At 73.5% G+C, this 20,615-nt stretch carries 21 protein-coding genes; 12 read left to right on the forward strand and 9 right to left on the reverse strand.

Annotated elements, in window-relative coordinates; translation table 11 throughout:
* The first annotated feature begins 126 nt into the window (after nucleotides 1-126).
* The 6 genes from ACQP2Y_RS22645 to ACQP2Y_RS22670 all read left to right on the forward strand — a co-directional run bounded on the left by ACQP2Y_RS22645 (nucleotide 127) and on the right by ACQP2Y_RS22670 (nucleotide 7,798).
* The gene (locus ACQP2Y_RS22645; RefSeq protein ID WP_433731408.1) at nucleotides 127-723 is read left to right on the forward strand and encodes an ATP-binding cassette domain-containing protein; all 597 of its coding nucleotides are present in this window, start codon (nucleotides 127-129) and stop codon (nucleotides 721-723) included.
* Complete coding sequence (locus ACQP2Y_RS22650) at nucleotides 720-1,961, forward strand: ABC transporter substrate-binding protein (protein WP_433731410.1); 1,242 nt, start codon at nucleotides 720-722, stop codon at nucleotides 1,959-1,961. The genes ACQP2Y_RS22645 and ACQP2Y_RS22650 overlap by 4 nt, the downstream gene beginning before the upstream one ends.
* Entirely contained in the window at nucleotides 1,958-3,742 is a 1,785-nt protein-coding gene (locus ACQP2Y_RS22655; RefSeq protein WP_433731412.1) for an ABC transporter permease subunit, read from the forward strand. The genes ACQP2Y_RS22650 and ACQP2Y_RS22655 overlap by 4 nt, the downstream gene beginning before the upstream one ends.
* Nucleotides 3,739-6,111: a hypothetical protein gene (locus ACQP2Y_RS22660; protein ID WP_433731414.1), complete on the forward strand. Its 2,373-nt coding sequence runs from the start codon at nucleotides 3,739-3,741 to the stop codon at nucleotides 6,109-6,111. The genes ACQP2Y_RS22655 and ACQP2Y_RS22660 overlap by 4 nt, the downstream gene beginning before the upstream one ends.
* Before the next feature lie 125 nt (nucleotides 6,112-6,236).
* Nucleotides 6,237-6,560 carry a YciI family protein gene (locus ACQP2Y_RS22665; RefSeq protein ID WP_433731416.1) on the forward strand — a complete coding sequence of 108 codons (324 nt, stop codon included), beginning with the start codon at nucleotides 6,237-6,239 and terminating at the stop codon, nucleotides 6,558-6,560.
* 2 nt (nucleotides 6,561-6,562) lie between these two features.
* On the forward strand, nucleotides 6,563-7,798 hold the full coding sequence (locus ACQP2Y_RS22670; protein WP_433732031.1) for an RNA polymerase sigma factor: 1,236 nt from the start codon (nucleotides 6,563-6,565) through the stop codon (nucleotides 7,796-7,798).
* A 1-nt stretch (nucleotide 7,799) separates the two neighbouring features.
* Here the strand turns inward: ACQP2Y_RS22670 and map are convergent, their stop codons facing one another.
* Nucleotides 7,800-8,615: a type I methionyl aminopeptidase gene (gene map, locus ACQP2Y_RS22675; RefSeq protein WP_433731418.1), complete on the reverse strand. Its 816-nt coding sequence runs from the start codon at nucleotides 8,613-8,615 to the stop codon at nucleotides 7,800-7,802.
* A gap of 76 nt (nucleotides 8,616-8,691) precedes the next feature.
* On the opposite strand from map, the gene ACQP2Y_RS22680 reads away from it, so the two are divergent.
* Genes ACQP2Y_RS22680 through ACQP2Y_RS22690 form a run of 3 tightly spaced genes read left to right on the forward strand, consistent with a single transcriptional unit; the run spans nucleotide 8,692 to nucleotide 10,110 of the window.
* Complete coding sequence (locus ACQP2Y_RS22680; protein ID WP_360833978.1) at nucleotides 8,692-8,958, forward strand: helix-turn-helix domain-containing protein; 267 nt, start codon at nucleotides 8,692-8,694, stop codon at nucleotides 8,956-8,958.
* A gap of 5 nt (nucleotides 8,959-8,963) precedes the next feature.
* A complete protein-coding gene (locus ACQP2Y_RS22685; RefSeq protein ID WP_433731421.1) occupies nucleotides 8,964-9,221 on the forward strand; it encodes a hypothetical protein in 258 nt (85 codons plus the stop codon).
* Between the two features lie 22 nt (nucleotides 9,222-9,243).
* The gene (locus ACQP2Y_RS22690; protein ID WP_433731423.1) at nucleotides 9,244-10,110 is read left to right on the forward strand and encodes an RNA polymerase sigma-70 factor; all 867 of its coding nucleotides are present in this window, start codon (nucleotides 9,244-9,246) and stop codon (nucleotides 10,108-10,110) included.
* A gap of 45 nt (nucleotides 10,111-10,155) precedes the next feature.
* On the opposite strand, the gene ACQP2Y_RS22695 is transcribed toward ACQP2Y_RS22690, so the two are convergent.
* Nucleotides 10,156-10,890 carry an SDR family oxidoreductase gene (locus ACQP2Y_RS22695; protein WP_433731425.1) on the reverse strand — a complete coding sequence of 245 codons (735 nt, stop codon included), beginning with the start codon at nucleotides 10,888-10,890 and terminating at the stop codon, nucleotides 10,156-10,158.
* 113 nt (nucleotides 10,891-11,003) lie between these two features.
* Here ACQP2Y_RS22695 and ACQP2Y_RS22700 point away from each other — a divergent pair, with 113 nt between their 5' ends.
* Entirely contained in the window at nucleotides 11,004-12,404 is a 1,401-nt protein-coding gene (locus ACQP2Y_RS22700) for a glucose-6-phosphate dehydrogenase (RefSeq protein ID WP_433731427.1), read from the forward strand.
* On the opposite strand, the gene ACQP2Y_RS22705 is transcribed toward ACQP2Y_RS22700, so the two are convergent.
* From ACQP2Y_RS22705 to ACQP2Y_RS22730, 6 genes are all read right to left on the reverse strand, one after another.
* Nucleotides 12,401-14,758 carry a glycoside hydrolase family 65 protein gene (locus ACQP2Y_RS22705; protein WP_433731429.1) on the reverse strand — a complete coding sequence of 786 codons (2,358 nt, stop codon included), beginning with the start codon at nucleotides 14,756-14,758 and terminating at the stop codon, nucleotides 12,401-12,403. The genes ACQP2Y_RS22700 and ACQP2Y_RS22705 overlap by 4 nt on opposite strands.
* A 32-nt stretch (nucleotides 14,759-14,790) precedes the next feature.
* Nucleotides 14,791-15,438, reverse strand: a complete 648-nt coding sequence (locus tag ACQP2Y_RS22710; RefSeq protein WP_433731431.1) for an adenylate kinase — start codon at nucleotides 15,436-15,438, stop codon at nucleotides 14,791-14,793.
* A 77-nt stretch (nucleotides 15,439-15,515) separates the two neighbouring features.
* The gene (locus ACQP2Y_RS22715; protein WP_433731433.1) at nucleotides 15,516-15,848 is read right to left on the reverse strand and encodes a TraR/DksA family transcriptional regulator; all 333 of its coding nucleotides are present in this window, start codon (nucleotides 15,846-15,848) and stop codon (nucleotides 15,516-15,518) included.
* A gap of 16 nt (nucleotides 15,849-15,864) precedes the next feature.
* Entirely contained in the window at nucleotides 15,865-16,566 is a 702-nt protein-coding gene (locus tag ACQP2Y_RS22720; RefSeq protein WP_433731435.1) for a CBS domain-containing protein, read from the reverse strand.
* A gap of 61 nt (nucleotides 16,567-16,627) precedes the next feature.
* Nucleotides 16,628-17,422 carry a CBS domain-containing protein gene (locus ACQP2Y_RS22725; RefSeq protein WP_433731437.1) on the reverse strand — a complete coding sequence of 265 codons (795 nt, stop codon included), beginning with the start codon at nucleotides 17,420-17,422 and terminating at the stop codon, nucleotides 16,628-16,630.
* Nucleotides 17,419-17,667, reverse strand: coding sequence for a hypothetical protein (locus ACQP2Y_RS22730; RefSeq protein WP_433731439.1), 249 nt, complete (start codon nucleotides 17,665-17,667; stop codon nucleotides 17,419-17,421). Before ACQP2Y_RS22730 ends, ACQP2Y_RS22725 begins: the two co-directional genes overlap by 4 nt.
* Nucleotides 17,668-17,807: 140 nt before the next feature.
* Here ACQP2Y_RS22730 and ACQP2Y_RS22735 point away from each other — a divergent pair, with 140 nt between their 5' ends.
* Entirely contained in the window at nucleotides 17,808-19,025 is a 1,218-nt protein-coding gene (locus tag ACQP2Y_RS22735) for a PucR family transcriptional regulator (RefSeq protein ID WP_433731441.1), read from the forward strand.
* A 7-nt stretch (nucleotides 19,026-19,032) separates the two neighbouring features.
* Here the strand turns inward: ACQP2Y_RS22735 and ACQP2Y_RS22740 are convergent, their stop codons facing one another.
* Nucleotides 19,033-20,142, reverse strand: coding sequence for a globin domain-containing protein (locus tag ACQP2Y_RS22740; protein WP_433731443.1), 1,110 nt, complete (start codon nucleotides 20,140-20,142; stop codon nucleotides 19,033-19,035).
* Nucleotides 20,143-20,255: 113 nt separating this feature from the next.
* On the opposite strand from ACQP2Y_RS22740, the gene ACQP2Y_RS22745 reads away from it, so the two are divergent.
* Nucleotides 20,256-20,612, forward strand: a complete 357-nt coding sequence (locus tag ACQP2Y_RS22745; protein WP_433731445.1) for a DUF488 domain-containing protein — start codon at nucleotides 20,256-20,258, stop codon at nucleotides 20,610-20,612.
* Nucleotides 20,613-20,615: the final 3 nt, after the last annotated feature.

The following is a 20,615-nucleotide window of genomic DNA, read 5'->3' on the forward strand; positions in this document are numbered from 1 at the left end:
CTTCCGGCGCCCGCCGGGCAGGATCGTGCCACGGGACACCGGGGACGGGCACGGGATCGATAGGCTGCAGTGACCGCCTGTTGATGTCCGGGCCGGTGACCGGGGAGGTGTTGGGCGATTCTCGACGTGGTTGAGCTGGTCGTCGTGGTGTCCGGTGGGGCCCGCGCCGCCGTCTCGTTCTCCGCCCGCGAGGCCGAGCCCACCGCGGTGATCGCCGACGCGCCGGCCGCCACGGCGCTGGCCCGGACGGTGGCCGGCCTGGCCCAGCCGCTCTCCGGGCGGGTCCTGGTCGGCGACCGCGACGTCACCGACCTGCCGCCCGGCCGCCGGCAGATCGGGTACGTGCCCCGCGGCGGAGCCCTCCTGCCGCATCTGACCGTCCGGCAGAACATCGAGTATCTGGTCTGGCGGCAGGAGTCGGTGCGCGAGATCGTCCGCGGCTGGGCGTCCACCCTGATCTACCAGCTCGAGCTCGGGCCGGTGCTGGAGCAGCGGCCGCACGAGATCACCGCGCAGCAGCGGATGCGCGGCGCCCTGGCCCGGGCGGTGGTCTCGATGCCCGAGGCGCTGGTCCTCGAACGCCCCGATCCCGCCGTGTGCGGCCCGCTGGACGACCTGCTGGCCCGGATCGAGTCGCCGGTCTCCGCCGCCCCGGCCACGGTGGTCTTCGGTGATCGGCAGGCAGCTCCCGAGGGTGCCCTGACCGTGGCGGTGACGGCGTGACCAGCCGGCGCACCGTCCTGGGTGGAGCGCTCGGCGCCGTCGTCGCCGGGGCCACCGGCTGTGGCCGGTCCGAGCGGCCGGTGCAGGTCGCCGTGGTCTGGAGCGGCGGGGAGCTGGTCCGGTTCCGCGAGGTCGTCCGGCAGTATCCGCAGCCGGTCGACGTGATCAGCACCCGCAACGACATCGACGCCTTCCTCAGCGCCCGCTACCGGGCCGGCAACCAGCCCGACGTGGCGATCGTGCCGCAGATCAGCCTGATCGCCGACTACGCCCGCCGGGGCTGGCTGCAACCGGTGCCGCCGCAGGTGACGCAGCGCTTCGCCGACCAGTGGCGGGCCATGGTCACCGTGGACGGCCGGCAGTACGGCGCCTGGGTGAAGGCCGCGCACAAGTCGCTGGTCTGGTACCACCCCGACCGCCTGCCCGCACCGCCCGCCACCTGGGCCGAGTTCGTGTCGCTGGTCCGCGACCTCGCCGCCGCCGGCCGGCCGGCACCGCTGGCCCTCGGTGCGGCGGACGGCTGGGTCCTCACCGACTGGCTGGAGAATCTGCTCATCGGCTTCGCCGCGGACGGCGAATACCAGGGCCTCGTGGACGGCACCGTGCCATGGGACGGCCCGCTGGTGCGCACCGCGCTCACCCAGCTCGCCACCGTCTGGTCGGTCCCCGGCGCGTTCCCGGACGGGATCGGCCGCGCCCTCATCACCCAGAACGAGGAGTCGGTCATCCAGGTGGCCGAGGGCCGCGCCGCGATGATGGTCGAGGGGGACTTCGTCGCCGCCGTCGCGGACAGGTTCCGCCCGGCCGGGGCGCCGGCCCTGTCGGCCGCGCGGTTCCCGGCCGGGCCCCGGGCGCTACCGCTGCTGGTGGCCGGGGACGCCGCGATGGTGTTCGCCGGATCGAGCGCCGGTGGTGAGCTGGTGGAGTGGCTGACCCGGCGGGATTCGTTCCGGCCGTGGATCACCGCCGGCGGCTACCTGTCGCCGAACACCCTGATCCTGCCGGACGCGTACGGGCCGGCGGCGGCCCGGGCGGCCGAGCTGCGCGATCCCGCGGGTGCGCTCCAGTTCGACCTGTCCGATCAGCTGCGCGGCTCGCTCGGCGGTCCGGACGGGCTGGGCAGCTGGAAGATCCTGCAGGACTTCCTCACCGAGGTGACCAGGCCCGACGCCGTCGACCGGGCCTGCCGGCGACTGGTCCGGGCGGCCGCGCAGGCCCGGCGGGAGGCCGGCTCGTGACGGAACCGGTACGCACCCGAACGGCCGCGCCCCGGCTGCTCGGCGAGACCGTGGTCATCGACGACGTCGGTCCGGGCCGGCGCAGCCGGGCATACCCGAGCGGCGGATTCGCATCGATGCTGCTCACCCCGATCGCCCTGCTGCTGGGCGGCATCCTGCTGTGGCCGGTCTCCCGCACGGTGCAGGCGAGCCTGACCGGGCCGGACGGCCAGTGGGTGGGCCTGGAGAACTTCCGCACCGCCCTGGCCGCGGAGGGCACCTGGGAGGTGCTGGGCCGTACGGTGCTGTGGGCCGCGGTGGTCCCGGTCGTGGTGATCACCCTGGGCTATCTGCTGGCCGCCTCGCGCCGCACCGGCACGCTGCTGCTGCTCGCGCCGATGGCGTTGCCGCTGGTCGTCACGGGGGTGATGTTCAGGCTGTTCTACGACCCCGACCCGGCCCGGGGCGCCGGCACCGCGGTGCTGACTTCATTGGCCGGCCTGTTCGGGGTGCCCGCCGACGAGGCGCCGTCCTGGCTGGGCTCCGGCCTGATCACGGTCGCGCTGATGTCGGCGTTCGTGTGGGCCTGGATCGGCCTGCCCGTGGTGGTCTTCCGGGCGGCGCTGGACGCGCTGCCGGCCGACCTCTCCGACGCGGTCCGGGCCGGTGGTGGCGGACGGCTCGACGTCTTCCGCGACGCGTTGTGGCGGCCGCTGCTGCGGCGCACCGCGGCCATCGTGTTCGCGCTGGTGGCGCTGGGCACGGCCCGGGCGTTCGACCTGATCCTGGTGATGGCGCCGGGCTCCAGTCTGGACGAGGCGGCCAACCTCGCGGTCCGGGTGTGGCAGACCTCGGGCAGCTCCACCACCGGACCGGCCGCCGCCCTCAACACTCTGTGGCTGGTCGCGCTGGGCATCGGCGTCGTGGCCGCGGCGATCGGCGGGCGGCAGGCGTGGCCACCGCCCACGCTGGAGGACGCGCCCGTCCGTACGGTGGCCGAAGGCACCCGGTCGCCGGTCCGCCGCGCCCTGCCGGTCCTCATCGCCCTGCTCTGGGCCGTGCCGGTGCTCGCGCTGGTGGCCACCTCGCTGCACTCACCGCGCGAAGCCGCCACCCGGGGCTGGTCCGCCGCGTCGCTGCGGCTCAGCTCGTACGCCGACGTCCTCACCCAGCCGGAGGTCATCCGCTCGTTCGGCTTCACCGCCCTGCTCGCCGTGTCGGTGACGGTGCTGGTGATCATCGTGGCCCTGCCGGCCGGGTACGCCCTGGCCCGGCTGCGCCCACCCGGCACGTCCGCCGCCGGGGCGCTGCTGGTTGCCGCGTCGGCGGTGCCGGTGCAGGTCGTGGCCGGTCCGATCAACGAGGTGCTGGAGCGTGTCGGGCTGGCCGGCACCGGTGTCGGCCTGGGGCTGGTGCACGTGGCGCTCGGTGCGCCGTTCGCCGTCCTGGTGCTGCGCAACGCGCTCGCCGACGTGCCCGGCGCCCGGATCCGCGCGGCCCGCACCGCCGGCCGGCGCGAGTGGGGCGTGCTGTGGCGCACGGTGCCCGCCGCGGTGCCGGCCATCATCGCGGTGGCCGTGCTGGAGTTCGTCCAGGTGTGGAACGACTTCGTGGTCGGTCTGCTGTTCGGCGGCTCGGGCACGCCGCTCGGGCTGATGCTGTTCGGCCAGACCCGGCAGTTCGTCTCCAACAGCGGCACCCTGGCCGCGTTCGCGCTGCTCGCCTCGGTGCCGCCGCTGGTGGTCATCGTGCTCGCCCGCCGTCAGGTGATCGCCGGCCTGGTGTCCGGGGCGGTGCGATGAGCCCGCGGACCGATGCGCCCCGGCCGACCCGGCCCTGGCAGTGGGTGCTGACCCTGTCCATCGCCGTCGGCTCGGTGGTGGGTGGCATCGCCAGCAACATCCTGGCCGACATGATCGACCCCAACCTGGGCGCGATCACCTGGATCATCGCCGGGGGCGGCGTCCTGATCGCCGGGGTGCTCGCCACGCTCGAGGTGCGCAGCCGCCGTGCGCTGCAGGCCGACGCTGCGGTCGAGCCGGCTCCCGCGGTGCCGGTCCAGGAGGCCGGGGTACCCACCGACCTGCCCGACACCACCGGCTTCGTGGGCCGCCGCACGGTGGTGGACTGGCTGGCCGGGACCATCCGCGCCGAGCACGCCGTGGCGCTGCTGGGCCGGCGGGCCGTCGGCACGTCCGCCTGCGTGGTCCAGGCGGCCAACGCGGTCCGCAGCCATTACCCCGACGGCCAGCTCTACCTGGACCTCCGCAAGGTCGACCGGCGTGGCCCGGCCCGGGCGTTGCGGCCCCGGGAGGTCGTCGACGCGCTGTGCCGCAAGGTCGGCATCGACGAGACCGCCCTGGGCCAGGCCGCCGACCTCGACGCGGCCGCCACGCTGCTGCGCACCGCGCTCGGCGACCGCAAGATCCTGCTGGTGCTGGACAACGTCGACTCGCCGGAGCAGGTCAAGCCGCTGCTGCCGCCGGCCCGTCGCTGCCGCCTGCTGATCGCCGGCAGTCCCACGCTGAACGGGCTCGAGGGCGTCCGGGTCCGGCGGCTGGCCGAGCCGTCCGCCGACGACGCGGTGGAGCTGTTCGTGGCGGCCGCCCGGGACGCCGGGTCCGTGCGCCGCGGCCTGCCGGCCGAGCCGAGCGTGCGGCACATCGTGGAGCTGGCCGGCCGGCAGCCGCACGCGGTCCGGGTGCTCGGCTCGTGGCTGGCCGCCCAGGGCTGGTCGCCGCAGGATCTGCTGACCGCCCTGCGGCACGGGCTGGACAACGGCCGCGCCGACGCCACGCTGACGTTGCTGGCCAGCCGCGACCGGGCGTACGCCGGGCTCGCCGCCGACACCCGGCGCCTGGTCCGGCTGCTCGCGCTCGTGCCCCAGCCGGTCAGCCGCAACGCCGTGGCCGCGCTGGCCGGCACCAACCGCGGGCACACCGACCGGATGCTCGACCAGGCGGCCGACGGCGCCTTCGTCACGGTGACCCCGGACGGCCGCTACCGGCTGCGGCCCCTGCTGGTCCCGTACGCCCGGGTGCATCTGCTGTGCGACGAGCCGCCGCGGCGGCGGGTGGCCGCGCAGGCCCGGCTGGTGCGGTATCTGGCCCGGCAGGCCGAGCGCTACGCCGACTCCGTGTTGCCCGATGAGCCGCCCGGCACCGAGCCCGGCAGCGACTGGTTCGGCCGGCACGAGGCGTTGCTGCGGACGCTGATCTGCGAGCCGTGGGGCCGGCCGGGCGCACTGCCGGCCAACCCGCCGCGCCGGATGCGCCGCTGGTGGCTGCGGCTCGCTGTCGCCCTGTGCACCTGGTACGCGTCCGCCGGCCGGCTCGACGACTGGGCCGCGGTCTGCCGGGCGGTGCTGCAGAGCCCGGTGGCCCACCACTCGGCCGCGGTCGCGGGCTGGGCGCACAACGAGCTCGGCGCGGTCTACCGGTGGCAGGGCGACCCGCACCGGGCCGCCGTCGAGCTGACCGCGGCGGTGGCGCTGCGGCACCGCCGGGGCGCCGCCCAGTCCCGGACCAACCTGGGGCTCGCGCTGCTCGACCAGGGCGACGTCGACGGCGCGGTCGACCAGCTCCAGCGGGCCCGCCAGCAGCGCTCCCCGAGTGACCGGGCCGGCCAGGCGCTCACCGAGCTGGGTCTGGGCGTGGCGTTCCTGTCCCGCGAGGAGCCACGGTTCGCCAGCCGTCACCTGATCCGCGCGGCCAACCAGTTCGAGGTCGTCGGCGACCGGCGCGGGTACGCCGCCGCCCTGACCAACCTCGCGCTGGCCCAGTGGTGGCTCGGCGAACGCCTGGACGCCGCCCAGGCCTGGAGCGCGGCGCTCGAGTGCCACCCGGCCGTCAAGGACCGGCAGGGCCAGGCCGCGGCGCTGCTCAACGCCGGGGCCATCGTGGCCGCCGGGGCCGGCATCACCGGCGCGGGCGAGCCCGGCAGCCGGCGGCGGGCCACCCAGGCCCAGCAGCTGCTGCAGGAGAGCCTGCGCATCCGCCAGGCCGACGGCCGGCCGACCGGCCGCACGCGCCTCTACCTCGGGGACGTCGCGCGGATCCTCGACGACCCCGACGACGCCCGGCAGCACTGGGAGGCGGCGGTCGAGGCCTGCGAGAAGGCCGGCGACGCGGACGGCGCCGCGGCCGCCCGGGACCGGCTGTCGGAGGCCTGAGGCGTTCCTCGGCGATTCTCTTGAACAAATGTCCGGCGGTGGTGTCGGATCGCTGTAGCGGTGTTCGTAGCAGAGGTGAGCGGCCGCCCACGTGAGGCGCCCGGACCACAGGAGATGATCGTCAGATGCAGTACCTGGTTTCCGTGATCGACGACCGGACCGGCTCCGCCACCCCGGAGGAGATGGTCGCCATCGACGCCTTCAACGACCGCCTGCAGGCCGACGGCCACTGGGTCTTCGCCGGCGGCCTCAACGCGCCCAGCACGGCCACCACCATCGACAACCGCGGGGCCGAGCCGGTCTTCACCGACGGGCCCTTCCTGGAGTCCAAGGAACACCTCGCCGGTTTCTGGGTGCTCGAGGCCGCCGACCTCGACGTGGCGCTCAAGCTCGCCGCCGAGGGGTCGAAGCACTGCAACCGCAAGGTCGAGGTACGGCCGTTCCTGTGACCCTGCTCGACGCCGGCGAGGCGGTCACCCGGGCCCACCGCGCGGAGTGGGCGCGGGTGGTCGCCGCCCTGACCAGACGGTTCGGTGATCTCGACATCGCCGAGGAGGCGGCGGCCGAGGCGTTTGCGACCGCCGTCGAGCGGTGGCCGGCCGAGGGCGTGCCCCCGAATCCCGGCGCCTGGCTGACCACCACCGCCAACCGCAAGGCCATCGACCGGATCCGGCGTGAGAGCAGGCGCGACGACAAGCACAAGGAGGCGCAGCGGGTGTTCGACGACGAACCGCCGGAGCCTCTCGGTGCCATCGAGGACGAACGGCTCCGGCTGATCTTCACCTGCTGCCACCCGGCGCTGGCGATGGAGACCCGGATGGCGCTGACGCTGCGGATGGTCGGCGGCCTGACCATGCCCGAGATCGCCCGCGCGTTCCTGGTGCAGGAGGCCGCCATGGGGCAGCGGATAACCCGGGCCAAGGCCAAGATCAAGGCGGCCCGGATCCCGTACCGGGTGCCGTCGGCGGAGGATCTCCCGGCCCGCGTGTCCGGCGTGCTCGCGGTCCTGTTCCTGGTCTTCAACGAGGGCTATCTGGCCACCGGGCCCGACACCGATCCGGTGCGGCACGACCTGACCGCCGAGGCGATCCGGCTCACCCGGCTGATCCGGGCGTTGCTGCCGGACGACGGTGAGGTGGCCGGGTTGCTGGCGCTGATGCTGCTCACCGAGGCCCGCCGCACCGCCCGGGTCTCAGGGAGCGGCGAGCTGGTGACCCTGGGCGAGCAGGACCGGGGCGCCTGGGACCGGACGCTGATCGCTGAGGGCCACCGGCTGGTCCGCGAGCGCCTGGCCGCCGGGGTGGCCCCGGGCCGCTACCAGATCCTCGCGGCGATCAACGCCGTGCACACCTCGGCCCGCGACGTCCGCGACACCGACTGGTCGCAGGTCGTCGCCCTCTACGACCAGCTCGTCCGGCTCGACCACTCGCCGATCGTCGCGCTCAACCGGGCCATCGCGGTCGCCGAGCTCGACGGGCCCGAGGTGGCGCTGGCGGCGGTCGACCGCCTGGACGACAAGCTGGCCGGGTATCACGCCTACCACGCGACCCGCGCCGACCTGCTGCGGCGGCTGGGGCGCGGCCCGGAGGCGAGCGAGGCGTACGGGAAAGCGATCGAGCTCGCCGGCAACACGGCCGAGATCGCCTACCTGACCCGCCGCCGCGACCAGCTGGGACAGCGCCACTGACCTACCGCTGGTCGGCGAGTGTCGACCGGGCCGCGGAGGACTCCTCGACGCCGGGACGCCCGGTCAGCACGCGGGGGCCGGCCTCGGTGATCGCCACGGTGTGCTCCGAGTGCGCCGTACGGGATCCGTCGGCCGACCGGATCGTCCAGCCGTCCTCGTCGGTGCGGATCTTGTCGGTGCTGCGGCAGAACCACGGCTCGATCGCGATGGTCAGGCCCGGTTCCAGCCGCATGCCCCGGCGGGCGCGGCCGCTGTTGGCCACGTGCGGGGCCTCGTGCATGGTGCGCCCGATGCCGTGGCCGCCGAACTCGCCGTTGACGCCGTACCCGTAGCGCCCGGCGACCTCGCCGATCGCGGCCGAGACATCGCCCAGGTGGCCGCCGGGCCGGGCGGCCGCGACCCCGGCGGCGAGCGCGACCTCGGTGGCCTCGATCAGCTTGAGGTCGGCCGGGTCGGGGGTGCCGGCGACGACCGACAGCGCGGAGTCGGCGGCCCAGCCGTCGATGGTGACCGCCATGTCGATGCTGAGCAGGTCACCGTCACGCAGCACGTAGTCGTGCGGCAGGCCGTGCAGCACCGCGTCGTTGACGGACAGGCACAGCACGTGGCGGAACGGGCCCCGGCCGAACGAGGGCGCGTAGTCCCAGTAGCAGGACGTGGCGCCGCGCTCCTTGATCCGCCGGCGGGCGAGGTGCTCGAGGTCCATCAGGTTGACCCCGACGGCGGTGGCCGCGCCGAGCTCGGCCAGCAACTCGCCGACGAACCGGCCGGTCACGGCCATCTGTTCCACCTCTGCGGGGGATTTGAGCTCGATCACGACAGCCTCCCTCTCCGAATGCGGTATTTTTATACCACGCTCGGCCGGGGGCGCCCCGGGGGACTATCCTGCTGGCATGGTTCGCCAACCGCTCACCGCCGAACAGATCGCCGCCGGCCGGCGACTCGGCGCCGCCCTCCGGGCCGCGCGAACGGGCCGCAGCCTCGTCGAGGTGGCCCTGGCGGCCGGCATCTCACCCGAGACGCTGCGCAAGATCGAGGTGGGCCGGCTCCCGGCACCGGCGTTCGGCACCGTGGTCAGCCTGAGCGAGGTCCTCGACATCCCGCTGAGCGAGCTCGCCGAGGTGTGGCTGGCCGGCACCCCCGTCAGCCAGGCGTCCTGACCCGGATGGGCACCCCGAGCTTCCGCCACGGCGGCGAGGACCGGGTCACCTTCCGCCTGCAACCCCGCGGCCGGCTCCAGCTGATCTTCCACCGCGGGGCCAAGGTCCGGGCCGACTCCGCCGGCTTCACCTTCGACGATCCCACCGGCCTGATGACCTGGCCGGCGCCCGACCGCGCGGTCATCGACTTCCCCGACCTGACGGCCGTCTCCGCGCGGCAGGCGCAGGTCACAACGCTGGTCAAGCGCTGGGTGCAGACCTGACCACGATCGGACGGGGGCCGGCGTGACGGAGGACCTGCGGGACGCGACGGCCGTCTTCCAGGAGGTGCGGCCACGGCTGTTCGGCATCGCGTACAGGATGCTCAGCAGCGCCACCGAGGCCGAGGATCTGGTGCAGGAGGTCTGGCTGCGCTGGCAGACGACCGACCGCAGCGTGGTCGTCAACCCGGGCGCGTTCCTCGCGACGACCGCCACCCGGCTGGCCATCAACGCCCTGCAGTCGGCGCGGGTGCGGCGCGAGACCTACATCGGGCCGTGGCTGCCCGAGCCCGTCGACACCAGCGCGGACCCGTACCTGGGCGCCGAGCGCGGTGAGGCGCTTGAACTCGCGACCCTGCTGCTGATGGAGAAGCTCACCCCGAGCGAACGCGCGGCCTATGTCCTGCGCGAGGCCTTCGATTACCCGTACGCCCAGATCGCCGACATTCTTCAGTCGTCCGAGCCCGCGGTGCGTCAACTGGTCAGCCGTGCCCGTAAGCACGTGACGGGGGAGCGGCGTACGCCGGTGAGCGCGGACGCGCAGAAGGCACTGCTGACGACGTTCATCGCGGCCGCCCGTTCCGGGAACCTGAGCGCGCTGGAGAAACTCTTGGCGGCGGACGTCACCAGCGTGTCCGACGGCAACGGGGCGTACCGGGTCGCCCGCCAGCCGGTGGTGGGCGCGGTGCGGGTGGCGAAGTTCCTCGCCGCGATCTCCACGTGGTTCTGGGACGACATCGACGTGCAGTGGGCGACCACCAACGGGCAGACCGCCGCGGTCTTCCGCCGCGGCGGTGCCGTCTACGGCCTGCTCACCATCAGCGCCTCGGCCGAGGGCATCGACCAGCTGCTGTGGATGGTCAACCCCGACAAGATCGCCGCGGTGTCCTGACCGGCGCCGGGCCCGCGCGATGCTGCCGTGCGGGCCCGGCCGGGATCAGCGGGCGAGCCACTCCCGGTACGACGTCTTGGCGATGACGGCGTTCTGCCCGGCGGTCAACGCGTCACCCGGGGCGGCGGCGAACATGCCGGCGCTGCTGTCGGTGACCACATCGCGCTGGTCGCCGTGGGCGGCGAGAGTGATCCGGCCCAGCTCATCGAGGGCGAAGACCTCGGGGCCGGCGACGTTGCGGGTGCCGTTCAGCGGCGAGCCTACGGCCACCTCGGCCACGGCCTGGGCGACCTCGGCCGCGGCCATGGGTTGCACGGGCGTGGCCGGCAGCCGGACCGTGTGCTCGTCGGAGGTCCAGGACAGCACCGCGTCGATGAACTCGAAGAACTGCGTGGCCCGGACGATCGAGTACGGCACCGGGCCGGCCTTGAGGATGTCCTCCTGCAGCACCTTCGCGCGGTAGTAGGCCAGGTCCGGCACCCGCTCGGCGCCCACGATGGACAGGATGACCGCGTGGCCGACCCCGGCGCGCCGGGCCGCGGCGAGCAGGTTGTCCATGGTCGTGCGGAAGAACGCGGGGGAGGCGTCGTCGAAGGTCAGCGAGTTCGTCAGGTTGACGACGACGTCGGCCCCTCGCAGCGCCTCGTCCAGGCCCTTCCCGCTGAGCAGGTCGAGACCGGTGGACGGCGAGTGCGGCACCGCCTCGTGCCCGCCCGCGTTCAGCATCCGGACCACCTGTGAGCCGATGAGCCCGGTGCCACCGATGACGGCGATCTTCATGTGCGTGACCTTTCTGGTCGGAGAGTTCGTTCGCCTGCTCAGACCGGACAGCCCTCGCCGTTGTGACAGCCCCGCGGAGATTAGTGCCGGGGTGGCCCGGGCATGGTGGGGTGATGACGACAAGATCTGCGGGCCCGGCCGGCGGAGAACAGAGCCTGCTCGTGCTCGGCGCCAGCGGCGACCTCACGGCCCGGTTGCTGTTACCCGGACTGGGCGGGCTGCTGGCCGCTGTTCCCGGCCAGCCCCTGTTCCTGCTGGGCAGCGGCATGGACGACTGGGACGAGGACCGCTGGCGCAAGCGCGTCGACGACTCCTTCTCGTCGGTGTCCGCGACCGGCCCCCAGGTGACCGCCACGGTCGAGGGCACCCGCTACCTGCAGGCTGATGTCACCAAGGCAGAGGACCTGCGCCGGTTGCTCGACGCCTGCCGCGGACAGATCGTGATCTTCTTCGCCCTGCCGCCGGCCGTCACGGCGAAGGCCTGCCAGGCCCTGGCCGGCCTCGACCTGCCGGCGGGCACCCGGCTGGTGCTGGAGAAGCCCTTCGGCACCGACACCGCCGGCGCCGAGCGGCTCAACCAGCTGCTGGCCACGCTGGTGCCCGAGGAGCAGATCCACCGGGTCGACCACTTCCTGGGCAAGTCCACGGTGCTCAACATCCTCGGCCTGCGGTTCGCGAACCGGCTGTTCGAACCCATGCTGAACGCCCAGCACGTCGCCAGTGTCGACATCATCTTCGACGAGAGCCTCGCCCTGGAGGGCCGGGCAGGCTACTACGACGCCGCGGGCGCCCTCGTCGACATGGTGCAGAGTCACCTGCTGCAGGTGCTGGCCCTGCTCGCCATGGACGCGCCGCCCACCATCGACGCCCGCGAGGTGCGCGACCGCAAGGCCCAGGTCCTGCGGGCCACCCGGCTGTGGGACGACGACGCCCGGACCTGCACCCGCCGCGCCCGGTACACCGCGGGCGAGATCGACGGGCGGCGGCTGCCCGCGTACGCCGACGAGCCGGGCGTCGACCCGGGCCGGAGCACCGAGACGCTGGCCGAGGTGGTCCTCACGGTGGACACCTGGCGGTGGGCCGGGGTGCCGTTCCGGCTGCGGTCCGGCAAGGCGATGAGCGCCACCCGCAAGGAAGCGGTCATCACGTTCAAGCAGCCGGCCCGGGTGCCCGACGGGCTGACCGGCTACGACCGGCCCGATCGGCTGCGGATCGGCTTCGGCCCGGACCGGCTCGCCGTCGATCTCAACATCAACGGCCCCGGCGACCCGTTCGAGATCGATCCGGTCACCCTCGATGCCGACTTCGGGCCGGGAGAACTGCCCGCGTACGGCGAAGTGCTGCGCGGCGTCCTGGACGACGACCCGCTGCTGTCGGTGCGGGATGACACCGCCGAGCAGTGCTGGCGGATCGTGGAGCCGGTGCTGAGCGCCTGGCGGGACGGGACTGTCCCGCTGCTGGAGTACCCGGCGGGCAGCGACGGCCCGGAGGACTCTTTGCTGGCGACGGACTAGGAAGTTCCGGCGCGCTCGGGGGCGTAGCCCGAGGGCTGGTGGGGCGGCGGGAGCAGCGGTTCCAGGGCGGCGACGGGACGCTCGACGGAACCACCGGCGGTGAGCTCGATCGGCTCCCCGTAGAGCTTGATCGTCAGGCGGGCGTCGGTGCCGTCGCGCAGGCTCACCCGTACCGTTGTGGGGTCGGCCTCGACCAGCAGGCGCAGGCCGCTGTGCCGCAGCCGGAAGCGCAGCCCGGTGATGCCCGCGGGCAGCCGCGGCGCCAGCGCGAGCACGTCGTCGTGCTCGCGCAGACCGCCGAAGCCCTCGACGATCGCCGACCACGCCCCGGCCAGCGAGGCCAGGTGCAGCCCGTCGCGGGTGTTGGCGTGCAGGTCACGCAGGTCGACCAGGGCGGCCTCCCAGGCGTAGTCGTGGGCCAGCTCCACGTGGCCGACCTCGGCGCACATCACCGCCTGGGTGCACGCCGACAGCGACGAGTCGCGCACGGTGATGCGCTCGTAGTAGTCGACGTTGCGGGCCTTCTGCTCGGGGGTGAAGGCCTCCGGGCACCAGTGCAGCGCCAGCACCAGATCCGCCTGCTTGATCACCTGCCGGCGGTACAGCTGGAAGTACGGCGCGTGCAGCATCAGCGGCTCGCCGGGATGCTCGGGGGCGAAGTCCCACGGGGCATACCGGGTGAAGCCGGCCGACTGCTCGTGCACGCCGAGCCGTTCGTCGTAGGGCACGTGCACCGCGTCGGCGGCCGCCTGCCAGACCTGCGGCTCGTCCGGGCGGACACCGAGCCGCTCGGCGGCCTCGGGCCGGCGGGCGCACGCGGCGACGGCGGCCCGCAGATTGCGGGCGGCCATCAGGTTGGTGAAGACGTTGTCGTCGGCGACGGCGCTGTACTCGTCCGGGCCGGTGACCCCGTCGACGTGCCAGTGCCCGGCGGCGTCGTGATGGCCGTGGGAGACCCACAGCCGGGCCGTCTCCACGAGGATCTCCAGGCCGCACTCGACCTCCAGCGAGTCGTCGCCGGTGACCTGGCGGTAGCGTTCGACGGCGCGGGCGATCACGGCGTTCAGGTGCAGCGCGGCGGTGCCGGCCGGCCAGTACGCCGAGCACTCCTCGCCGTGGATGGTGCGCCACGGGAACGCTGCACCGGCCAGGCCGAGCGTACGGGCGCGCTGCCGGGCCTGGTCGAGGATGCTGTGCCGCCACCGCAGCGCGTCGGCCGTCGCGTGCGGGGCGATGTAGGTCAGCAGCGGCAGGACGTAACCCTCGGTGTCCCAGAAGGCGTGCCCGTCGTACCCAGGCCCGGTCAGTCCCTTGGCGCCGATGGCCCGCCGCTCGGCCCGGGCGCCGGCCTGCAGCACGTGGAACAGGCTGAAGCGGACCGCCTGCTGCAACACCGGGTCGCCCTCGACCTCGACGTCGGCGGCGTCCCAGAAGTCGTCGAGGTACGAGCGCTGCTCGGCGGCGAGACCGTCCCAGCCGGCGTACTGCGCCCCGGTCAGCGCCGCGGCCACCTGGTCACGCAAGGCCTGCGGCGACCGCTGGCTGCTCCACGCGTACCCGAGGAACTTGGTGATCCGCAGCCGCTCGCCGGGCCGCAGCACGGTGACCACCGTCGTGCGGGCCCAGTCGTCGCGGACGTCGGTCTCCTCGTCGTACGCGCCGGGCGCGGTGACGGCGTGGTCCATGCCGGCCGCCATCAGCAGGCCGCTGGTGCGGGTGCGGTGCAGCAGCACCGCGCCGTGCTGCTCGGTGTCCTGGGCCACCGCGACCAGCGGGCGGTCCAGCGCGGCGGCGACGCGCGGATCCTTGGACTTCTGCGGCTGCTCCTCGTTGGCCACCAGCCCCGACTGCAGGGTGATCCGCACCTCGTGGCCGACCGCCTCGACCTCGTAGTCGACGGCGGCGACCGCGCGCTGGGTGAACGAGACGAGCCGGCAGCTGCGGATCCGCACCCGGCGCCCGGCCGGTGACTCCCAGTCGACCTCGCGGCGCAGCACACCGGCCCGCAGGTCCAGGACGCGTTCGTGGGCGTGCAGCCGGCCGTGCGCCACGTGGAACGGCTCGTCGTCGACCATCAGCCGGATCAGCTTGCCGTCGGTGACGTTGACGACGGTCTGTCCCTGCTCCGGATAGCCGTAGCCGCCCTCCGGGTACGGCAGCGGCCGCTGCTCGTAGTACGAGTTCAGATAGGTGCCGGCGATGACGTGCGGCTCGCCCTCGTCCAGGTTGCCGCGCAGCCCGATGTGGCCGTTGGCCAGCGCCAGCACGGACTCGGTCTGCCCTAGCCGCTCCAGCTCCAGGGCGGCCTCGCGGACCTGCCACGCCTCTACCGGGAACCGGGCCTCGCCGATCATGTCGCCTCCGCTGCTGGTCCGGGCCGGGTCGGTCAGCAGTCGCCGAACGCGGCGCCGAGCCCGGTCAGATCGATGGAGCGCCGGGCGTTCTCCGGGACGAGGTCGACCAGCGTGCTCATGCTCTCCAGGGCGGTGAGCACCTGGTGCGCGACCTGGGCGACCGGGCGCATGGCGTCCACGGACACGAGGATCCCGCGGCTGCTGTACCACTCCACGATCGGGTACGTCACCTCGTGGTACAGGGCCAGCCGCCGGCGGATGATCTCCTCGGTGTCGTCGGAGCGGTGCTCCAGCGCGGCGCGGGCCAGCAGCCGGCGGATCAGCTCGTCGTCGTCGGCTTTGAGGTGCAGCGCGACGTTCGCGGTCATCTCGAGGCTTTTCCCGACCTGGTACAGCGCCCGGGCCTGGGCCATGTTGCGGGGCATCCCGTCCAGGACGTATCCGCCCTGGTCCCTGGCCTCCAGAAAGGCGTCGCGGACCATGTCCAGGACGATGTCGTCCGGGACCAGCTCACCGCGGTCCAGGTGGGCCCGGACGGCCAGGCCGAGCGGGGTCTGCCGGGCGACGTGGTCGCGGAGCAGGTCACCGGTGGCGATGTGCGGCACGTTGAAATGGGTGGCGATCAGCGCACCCTGGGTCCCTTTTCCCGCTCCGGGAGGGGCGACGAGCAGCACCCGCATGGCTGTCCTCTCACCGGTCGGAGCACGTCCGTCTCACGATCACCTGGCTGTCCCGACGATCGTAGACGTACGCGGGCTCAGGACGTCCGGCGCCGCTCGCAGCGGGTGCAGTGGGTGGCGTGCGGCAGGGCGTGCAGCCGGCCGAGGGGCAGCGGCTTGTGACAGTCCAGGCACAGCCCGTAGGTGCCTTCGGACATCCGCCTGAGTGCCTGCGCCGTCTCGGCGATCCGCTCCCGGGTGGACGCGATGAGTGCCTCGAGGGTGTGGGGGTCGTGACCGGCGTGCCGGGCGTGCACGGTGAGCTGGGTCAGGCGGGCGGTGTGCACGGCGAACTGCTCCTCCAGCATGCCGCGGAGCAACTCCTGGTGGTCGGCGGACGAACGGGTCGGGCCGTGCAGCGTGGCGGTCATGATGCCTCCGAAGTCCTCATGCGGCCCGCCCGCCGGGACGGAACGGGTCGGCGCTGAACGGATGGGTGCGGTCGACCCTGGAACGGGCCAGGGCGGCGTCGTCGAAGTCGTAGCCGATGCGGTCGACCACCTCGGTCACTCCGGGCACCGCGGTGGCCAGCCTGGTGACGATGCCGGCGGTCGAGCGCCGCCCCACCGCCCCGGTCAGCGTCGCCGTGCCCTCGTTGACGCGGACGGCCACCTGTTCCGGGCGGATCCAGAGGCGGCCGCGCAGCACCGCCTCGACCTCGCGCCGGATCGCCGCGTCCTGCCGGGCGTACGGGCGCAGCAGGTCACCCCGGGTCACCACGCCGAGCAGGCGGCCCTGCGGCCCGGTGACGAACAGCCGGCGGACGTTGCGGGACTGCATGGTCCTCGCCGCCTGCTTCAGGGAGGCCTCGGCGCCGACGGACAACGCCGGGGTGGTCATCACATCGCCGGCGCGGGCGGCCGAGGCGCTGGTCAGGTGCTTGCCTCGCGGCTTGCGCCGCTTGCCGTCGGTGACTCCGGCCAGCAGGTCGGCCTGGGAGACGACGCCCAGGACGTCGCCGGCCGGGGTGGTCACCGGTACGGCGCTGATGCCCTCGCGGTCGAGCAGACCGGCGATCTGACCCACGGGGGTGTCGACCCCCACGGTGATCACCTCACGCGTCATGACGTCGTCCACCTGCCACTGCATGTCGGCCCCTCTCCGGACCGGGCGTGCCGCGGTCCTGATCCGGCGGTCGGCGTTGCGGATGTCAAGCATTACGGTGTTCCTTTCCGCCCACCATGGCCGGCGACGGCGACGAATGGACTCGTTGTTTGCCGGGCGTCGGCAAGGAAGCGTCCACGGCGACCCGTGTGCGCGGGCCCGGCCGCCGGCCGGGCCGGGTCGCCACGACGGTGTCGTCGAGGTCGAACGTGAGCTGGTCGACCACGCCGGTGACGCCGGGGACCGCCGCAGTCAGCTGTGCGGCGGCGAGGGCGGTCGTCCTGCGGGCGGTACGCCCGCTGAGCGTGACGACTCCTTCGTCGACATCGGCCCGGACCGCGCCGGGCCGGATCATCAGCGTGCGGCGCAGGACCTGCTGCATGACCTCGTCGCGGATGACAGCGTCCAGCCGGGCGTGCACCTTCAGCAGGTCCGACCGGGTGACGATGCCCCGCAGTCCGCCGTCACGGTCGACGACGAGCAACCGGCCGACGCCGCGGCGGTACATCATCCGGGCCGCGGCCGGCAGCGACGCGTCGGCTCCGATGGTCAGCGCCGGGCCGCTCATCACCTCCACGGCCGTACCCTCGGGCCACCGCAACCGGCGGGGCACCCGGCGGCGCCACCAGCCGGCCGGGGAACTGTCGGCCGCGCCGATGTCGATCTTGCGTCGCAGGTCGGTCCACGAGACCAGGCCGAGCACGACGTCGAAGCGGTCGGTGATCGGCACGGCGGTGATCTGCCGGGCGGTGAGCAGGGCGACCAGGTCCGCGACCGACGCGTCGTCGGGTGCGGTGATCACCTCGGTGGTCATCACATCCTGGACCCGCCAGGTCGTCATGATGCTCCCTTCCCGGTGCTGACGGTCTCGCTGCGAGGTTCGGTCGGCTGTGGTTCGGCGTGGCGGTGGTACAGGGTCTGGGCGCGCGCGTGGCGGCGCAGCAGGTAGAGGCCGGTCAGCACGGCGACGAGGGCGGTCAGCAGCAGCGCGTCGAGGAGACCGTGGGTCAGGAACACCGTGACGGCCAGGACCAGGACGCTCGTGACGGCGACCGCGGGCACCACGTGTGAGCTGCGGACTTGCATGTCGTTCTCTCCTTTCCTGGGGCTGCCTCCATCGTCGCCGGGGCCGGTGGGTTCCCGGCAGGGCCACGGTCCCCAGACAAGGCGGGTCTAGACTGCCGACTGTCGGCAACGAACGGCGCGGCGCGGGTCTGGAGGCGGCGGTGACCGGCAAAGCTCAGCGGCACTCGGAGGACGCGTGGCTCATCGACGTCGCCGAAGGGGCCAGCCGCGACGCCGGCGGCGTACCGGTGGAACTGCTCGGTGACTATCTGCCGCTGCTCGCCGACGCGGCCACCCACGGCCGCCGCGCGAAGCGCCGCGAGCTCGACGCGGTCGGCCTGCTCGGCCGGCGTGCGGCCGAGCAGGGCATCTCCGCGGGACGGGTGGTGCAGCTGTATCTGTCCGCGGCGCGGCGGCTGTGGCAGGACCTGCCGGTGGTGGTGCGTTCGCGCGACCGGGAGGCGGTGCGGGCCGCGGCGACGGCCGTCCTGCAGGTCGTCGACGACGCGGTCGCCACGCTCGCCGAGGGTTACGCGGTCGCCCGCCGTGACCTGGTGCGCCGGGAGGAATCGCTGCGCCGGGAGCTGATCGACGACCTGCTGCGCGGCGACTCCGACCTCGGGACACTGGTGGAACGGGCCGAACCGTTCGGGCTCGACCTGGCCCGGGTCCACCAGGTGGCGCTGGCCGCACCGAGCCGGCGGCTGCCGGACGCCGACGCGGCCATCAGCGCCCTCGAAGCGGTCATCTTCGACCGGCTCGGTGACCGGGACGTCCTGGTCGCGACCAAGGACGGCCTGCTCGTGGTGCTGGCCCCGGCCGACGCCGGGACGGCGGGCCGGCTCCCGCCGACGCTGGGCGCGAGCAACGAGCTGGGCGGGCTGATGCACCGCGAGCTGAGCCGGCTGCGCCGCGGGCGCCCCTGGCGGGTCGCCGTCGGAAGACCCCACCCCGGCCTGTACGGCATCGCCCGCTCCTATGAGGAGGCCCGCGAAGCGCTCACCATGGCCGGCCGGCTGCACACCGAAACCCCGGTCATCAACGCCCACGACCTGCTCGTGTACCGGGTCCTGCTGCGCGACCAACCGGCCATCGTGGACCTGGTGCAGGCCGTCCTGAGCCCGCTCACCGCGGCCCGGGGCGGGGCCGGGCCGCTGCTCGACACCCTGCACGCCTACTTCGAGACGGGCGCGGTGGCCACCGAGTCGGCCAAGCGGCTGCACGTGTCGGTCCGTACGGTCACCTACCGCCTGGCCCGGGTCAAGACGCTGACCGGCTACGACCCGGGCGACCCCGCGCACCGCTTCACGTTGCAGGCGGCGGTGCTCGGGGCGAAGGTCCTCAACTGGCCGCAGGAGCCGCTGCCCGCTCCCGCGTGACCCGGCGTCAGGCGTCGGTGAAGGCGTCGTACTTGATCCGGGTGGACGGGATCCGCATCTCGGTGAGCCGGCGCAAGGTCGCGTTGACCATGGCGCCGGAGCCGGCGACGTAGAAGTCGTGGTCCCGCCACGGCCCGTGCCGGGAGACGACGTCCGGGATGGCGCCGCGCTCGCCCGGATAGCCCTGCTCGTCGCTGACCGCGCGGACGATCGTGAGCCAGGGACAGCTCTCGGCGATCTCGTCGAGGTGCCGGCGGTCGTAGAAGTCGTCGTCCTGCCGCTCGCCGCGGAACAGGTGGATGAACCGGGTGCGGTTGTAGCGGGTCAGCTCGTCCAGCAGGGCCTTGACCGGGGCGAGGCCGGTGCCCCCGGTGACGAAGACGATGTCGCGGCGCGACTGCGGGTCGAGGGTCATCGACCCCATCGGCGCGGCGATGCGCAGCATGTCCCCGGCTTTGAGCCGGCGTACCAGGGCGCTGGACACCCAGCCGCCGCCGGCGGCGCGGACGTGGAACTCCAGGGTGCCGTCCTCGCGGGGGGCGTTGGCGATGGAGTACGTACGCCACAACCGGGGCTGGTAATGGCACTCGAGGCTGACGTACTGACCGGCGCGGAACTTGAGCGGTTGCAGGGGCCGGCAGGTGAACACGGCGATGTCGGCGCCGCGCCGCTCGTGGTGGATGACCTCGGCATGCCGGTACGGCGGTTCCGTGTCCTCGGCCGCACCGGCGATCATCTGCGCGGCGATATGGTCGTAGACGTCGTTCCAGGCCTGCTCGTACACGGCGTTCCACCGTTCGCCGGCGTGCGCCCGGATGGCGTCGATCAGCGCGACTTTGACCTGGCTGTAGTGCTCGGGAGTGACATGGAACTTGCGGTGGTCGCGGCCCAGCGAGCGCAGGTAGCCGTCGATGTCCTCCGGACTGTCGAAGTTCTGCACGGCGGAGACGATCGCGCCCAGCAGCCGGCCGCGCTGGACGTCCATCTGCACCGGGAAGAGGTCACGCAGCTGCGGGTCGGACAGGAACAGCCGGGCGTAGAAGTGCTGGGCCACCCGGTCCTGACGGTCCTCGACCAGGCCCCAGCTCTCCTTGAGGACGGTCGACAGGCTGGTCATCACTACTCCTCCGACGTGGTGGTCCGGTACTGCGAGGATCAGCGTCGCCGAGCCCCCCGGGGCAGCCGTCGCACACGCGGTGCGATCCCGTCCCGCCCCCGAGGAGGCGCGTCATGAGTGCTGAGCTGAGACTTCGCCGGGTGTACGAGGCGCCGGCGCCCGACGACGGCCGGCGGGTCCTGGTCGACCGGCTCTGGCCACGCGGGCTCACCCGGGACGCAGCCCGACTCGACGAGTGGCTCAAGGACGTGGCCCCGTCCACCGCGCTGCGCCACTGGTACGGCCACCGGCCGGAAGCCTTCGACGAGTTCCGGGACCGCTACCTCGCCGAGCTCGCCGAGCCGGAGCCCGCCGCGGCGCTCGGCCGGCTCCGTGAGCTCTCCGGGGCGGGAACGCTCACCCTGCTCACCGCGACCAAGGACGTCGGTCTCAGCCACCTGACGGTGCTCGCCGAGCTGCTGCGCGGCTGACCT

Source organism: Actinoplanes sp. CA-051413 (assembly GCF_050955795.1).
In the GTDB taxonomy this organism is placed as follows: domain Bacteria; phylum Actinomycetota; class Actinomycetes; order Mycobacteriales; family Micromonosporaceae; genus Actinoplanes.